Source organism: Bartonella bacilliformis Ver097 (assembly GCF_000709795.1).
GTDB classification, from domain to species: domain Bacteria; phylum Pseudomonadota; class Alphaproteobacteria; order Rhizobiales; family Rhizobiaceae; genus Bartonella; species Bartonella bacilliformis_A.
In genome coordinates, this window is the sequence record NZ_KL503806.1 from 1 (window position 1) to 5,000 (window position 5,000).

At 43.2% G+C, this 5,000-nt stretch carries 1 protein-coding gene, 1 tRNA gene and 2 rRNA genes (1 of these 4 running past the window's edge); 1 reads left to right on the forward strand and 3 read right to left on the reverse strand.

Annotated features, from left to right (window positions below):
* Window positions 1–387 precede the first annotated feature (387 nt).
* Window positions 388–2,319, forward strand: a complete 1,932-nt coding sequence (locus tag H710_RS05490) for a DUF1561 family protein (protein ID WP_041849182.1) — start codon at window positions 388–390, stop codon at window positions 2,317–2,319.
* A 409-nt stretch (window positions 2,320–2,728) separates the two neighbouring features.
* Here the strand turns inward: H710_RS05490 and H710_RS05495 are convergent.
* The 3 genes from H710_RS05495 to H710_RS05505 all read right to left on the reverse strand — a co-directional run.
* Window positions 2,729–2,805, reverse strand: a tRNA-Met gene (locus tag H710_RS05495).
* Between the two features lie 126 nt (window positions 2,806–2,931).
* Window positions 2,932–3,046, reverse strand: a 5S ribosomal RNA gene (rrf, locus tag H710_RS05500).
* Between the two features lie 103 nt (window positions 3,047–3,149).
* Window positions 3,150–5,000, reverse strand: a 23S ribosomal RNA gene (locus tag H710_RS05505); it runs 964 nt beyond the window's last position.

A 5,000-nucleotide genomic window follows, 5' to 3' on the forward strand; every position in this document is an offset into this window, starting at 1 on the left:
CTTTTATAGCATAAAGCACTCTCCTTTTTCTTATTAATTTCTATTCATTTTTACGAATTTCTAAAAGTTACGAACTTTTAAATCAAAAGCCAATCTCGCTTAAGAAGCATATCCTATACCATTTTTTCAAAAACTTCCCTTGTCAAGAAAAAACAACAGACTACTTTCCCTAAAATCCGTATTGCTTCTTTAATTTTCTTTAGGTTTTTATGATGTCTTAGAAATTTTAACGTTCAAACCCATCCATTGCCAAAAGCAAACAACAGGAGGAATTTATTATTTTATCGAGAACAGCGTCAATTCTATCTTCAGCAGAAAGATTATAAAGCGCAATTTTCTAGCCAATTCATCAAAAAAGGGGAGAGATTTTCACGAAAGGGAATAAAAATGAAATTGACGTCGTTATTATTTTTTTGCAGTTTATTACTCACTCTTCAAACTTCTATTTCAGCTCCTATTCCTCATCAAATTCAACCCCCTACTGATAACCCTCATGATGAAGCTATTCGTGTTAAGGTCCATACAAAATACGAATATTGTTATACTCCAACATTTGTAAATGGTGAAAGTTATATTTACCTCAACAATTGTTCTGCTTCCAGTGCTCTACCTGCTCGATATGATGTTTTACAAAGAGTTTCTTGGAATGTGAATAATGTTTGGCTGTGTATGACCGCTCCTAGCTCCGTAACAGGTATTGATGGAAAGTCTACAGCCGACTGGGATTATCTCCTATTAAGACCCTGTGTTATCAATGATGCTAATCAACGCTGGATCATTACAGGAAATGCCTTTCATACAGCAGATGGAAGATTCCGTGTTAAAGATTATAAATGGTACCTTTATATTTCAAAAGACTCTAGAGCTTCCTATGATCATAGGTTAGTCAACATGAATAAATGGGCAAACACTGTAGCTCCTCCTGTGAATCTTAATACAAAAACTTTCTTAGGTTGGAACTTTATCAGTGGTTCTACCCAGACTAGATATTATGTTACAGACGATGGATCACGATCAGAGCTATTTGATCTCTATTATAATCCAGAAAATGGTCATATTGCTCGATATTTCCCTTCCTCTAGAGCAATGTCTTGCATGGTTTCCCAACAAGCTAAATCAGAAAGTTGGAATTGGGTAAAGTGGTTATCGTGTAAAGAAACTATTTCCAACAACACAAAAAACAAAGATATTGGCTTTTGGGATCTTTCTCAGTTAAATGGAAGTGAAGGCCCCATCTTGGATTATCTAGGCAATCTGTTAAGAGTTACCCAATATGGCTCGAATTGGGGTTTCCCTTATACAGCTACAAGTGATTATATTACTAAACAAGAATCGCAATATAACCACCCTACCTCTGATTTTATTTTTGATTACGACATTGAACGGTGGAATCGCTTTGTTAATGGGAATTTAGGGGATACACTGACTTATTGCCCGGCTCCTGGAACAAAGAAGAATGTTACACAGACTGCTCACATACGAGAAAAACGATCATTACCTCCTAGTTTTGAACTTACTGAGGAATGGAAAAAAAGATTATGGCAAATCGCTAGAAGTAATATTCCTGGCACAACACCAATAATTGCCTATTGCGGACCCTGCATGCTGCAGACTCTACAAATGCTTGCTGAATTGCAAGAATATCATTACAGTCATCCTCCTCGAGATGGGGAAGGATATTTTTTTAATACAGCTCCTAATACAAATCTATTTATTTCCTTTCGCGCAAGATTCCCTCTGCTTGCAGAAAGGCTGCATAACACAGAAAATTATGCTAATGTACCTTTGTACGCAGGAGAGAGTAGCTATACACGCACAACTAGAATAACTCGTTCAGCAGCACTAATGTTATTGCCCAATTATGATTGGAGACCTTCAGCCGTTGTTAGAACACATGAAGAAATGATAAGAGTAATTCAAAATATGTTTACTGCTCCTAGTGGCACACTTTGGTATCTTTCAATGGTGAGAACAAGCTATACAGGAACATCTGGTCATGCCCAACCTATTTTAAGAACAAGAGACGGGCTCGTGTTAATCCCAACGAATACAGCTAGAATAACTTTTGAACGATACATACAACGTCTTACTCCAATAACAACAGCAGAAGAAGTATTTAATAATCTTACACGTGGAGGCATTCTAATACTTCATTCACTCGCAACAATTCAAATGGCTTTGAGACATGAGATTTCTTTAGATTTTTATTTATCTCAAAGGGATTGCACTGGAGAAGGAGACGGTAGAAGAGGTAGTGGCCTTCTTCCAAGAGCAGCGCTTTTTAATCAGTGTCTCAGTGGCAGATGTGCGATCCAATAAGGTGCTTAAAGACTGTTTTTTAAAGTTTTAAAGCGCAATCGATAAGGCAGAGTAATAAGCTTAATTAGTGTTTATTAATATAGTTGTAGTTATTAATCTGAGTTTTATACGGAATAGAATCCACAAGATAGAGATACAGGGCACGAGATTTATTTTTTAGACCTCTGCTCTGTATTTTTTTGAGGCAGTAAGTAAGCTACGTTCCTATAAAGATGAAGCGTATTTATACAATGAGACAGTACTCCATAAGCTGAGATGTTTATGAAAGAGAGCTTTACACCTTTTGTAGGGGCTTGGTTTGGGCAGCAGAAAGCCACATTAAAACACAAACATTGTTCATGCTTGTGCATTAGAAATAAGAAGGAGAGAAACTGTATGCGTAGGACACAAAGAGAGAAGATGGAGATACTGGTTGCGGGGGCAGGATTTGAACCTGCGGCCTTCAGGTTATGAGCCTGACGAGCTACCGGGCTGCTCCACCCCGCGCCATGAAGAAAAGACGGCCCTATTTGGGGTATTTTTCCTTCTTTTTGTTGTTTGTCCCTTTTCACTTTATCTTTAAAGTGACAGAATTTTTTGAAGATTGTGAGGATGTTTCTATGCCTTTAGCAGACCTGGCAGCGACTTACTCTCCCGTGCCTTAAGACAAAGTACCATCAGCGCTGGAACGTTTCACGGCCGAGTTCGGGATGGGATCGGGTGCAGGCGTTCCGCCATAACCACCAAGTCAGCAAAGGGCATAGAATGAGAAACTGGTTTTGTGCTTTTATTAAGTTTTAGTTTTATTCATTAATTGAGTGTTTCATCATGAATGAATAGAGGAAATGAGAACGATCAAGCCAATCGAACTATTAGTATCAGTAAGCTTCATGTGTTACCACACTTCCACGCCTGACCTATCAACGTGGTGGTCTACCACGGTTCTCAAGGGAATACTCGTTTTCAGGTGGGTTTCCCGCTTAGATGCCTTCAGCGGTTATCCCGTCCGTATATAGCTACCCTGCTATGCGGCTGGCGCCACAACAGGTCCACCAGAGATACGTCCATCCCGGTCCTCTCGTACTAGGGACAGATCCTGTCAATATTCCTACACCCACGGCAGATAGGGACCGAACTGTCTCACGACGTTCTGAACCCAACTCACGTACCGCTTTAAATGGCGAACAGCCATACCCTTGGGACCTGCTCCAGCCCCAGGATGCGATGAGTCGACATCGAGGTGCCAAACAACCCCGTCGATATGGACTCTTGGGGGTCATCAGCCTGTTATCCCCGGCGTACCTTTTATCCGTTGAGCGATGGCCCTTCCACACGGGACCACCGGATCACTATGACCGTCTTTCGACTCTGCTCGACTTGTCAGTCTCACAGTCAGGCAGGCTTATGCCATTGCACTCAACAAACGATTTCCGACCGTTCTGAGCCTACCTTCGCGCGCCTCCGTTACTCTTTAGGAGGCGACCGCCCCAGTCAAACTACCCACCATACACTGTCTTGAATCCGGATAACGGACTGCAGTTAGACATCCATGTCGGTAAGGGTGGTATTTCAAGGATGACTCCACAAGGGCTAGCGCCCCTGCTTCAAAGTCTACCACCTATCCTACACATGCCGACACAAATGCCAGTGTAAAGCTATAGTAAAGGTGCACGGGGTCTTTCCGTCTAACCGCAGGAACCCCGCATCTTCACGGGGAATTCAATTTCACTGAGTCTACGTTGGAGACAGCGGGGAAGTCGTTACGCCATTCGTGCAGGTCGGAACTTACCCGACAAGGAATTTCGCTACCTTAGGACCGTTATAGTTACGGCCGCCGTTTACTGGGGCTTCAATTCAATGCTTGCACATCTCCTCTTAACCTTCCAGCACCGGGCAGGCGTCAGACCCTATACATCGTCTTGCGACTTCGCAGAGCCCTGTGTTTTTGGTAAACAGTCGCTACCCCCTGGTCTGTGCCACCCTCTAACGGTTGCCCGCTAAAGGGTCACGCTTCTTCCGAAGTTACGCGTGCAATTTGCCGAGTTCCTTCAACGTAGTTCTCTCAAGCGCCTTGGTATTCTCTACCTGTCCACCTGTGTCGGTTTCGGGTACGGTCTATATGTGGGAGCTATTTCCTGGAATTACTCTACTGCAAGATCAATCCAATAAGACCTTACAATATACGCAATCCGTCACTTCCCACAGGTCCACGAATATTAACGTGGTTCCCATCGACTACGCCTTTCGGCCTCGCCTTAGGGGCCGACTCACCCTGCTCAGATTAACTTTAAGCAGGAACCCTTGGACTTTCGGCGAGGGAGTCTCTCACTCCCTTTATCGTTACTCATGTCAGCATTCTCACTTCCGATACCTCCAGGAGCTCTCGCGAGTCTCCCTTCACAGGCTTACGGAACGCTCCGCTACCACTTGCTCATAAAAGCAAATCCACAGCTTCGGTGTATGGCTTTAGCCCCGTTACATTTTCGGCGCAAAGACCCTTATTTAGACCAGTGAGCTGTTACGCTTTCTTTAAATGATGGCTGCTTCTAAGCCAACATCCTGGTTGTTTTGGGATCCTCACATCCTTTCCCACTTAGCCATAACTTGGGGACCTTAGATGGTGGTTAGGGTTGTTGCCCTTTCCACGACGGACGTTAGCACCCGCCGTGTGTCTGCCAGTTAGTTCTTCCAGGTATTCGGAG

What these genes read in the sequence shown, in the direction of transcription:
- H710_RS05490 (WP_041849182.1), top strand. Translation starts at nt 388, where the DNA reads ATGAAATTGACGTCGTTATTATTTTTTTGCAGTTTATTACTCACTCTT.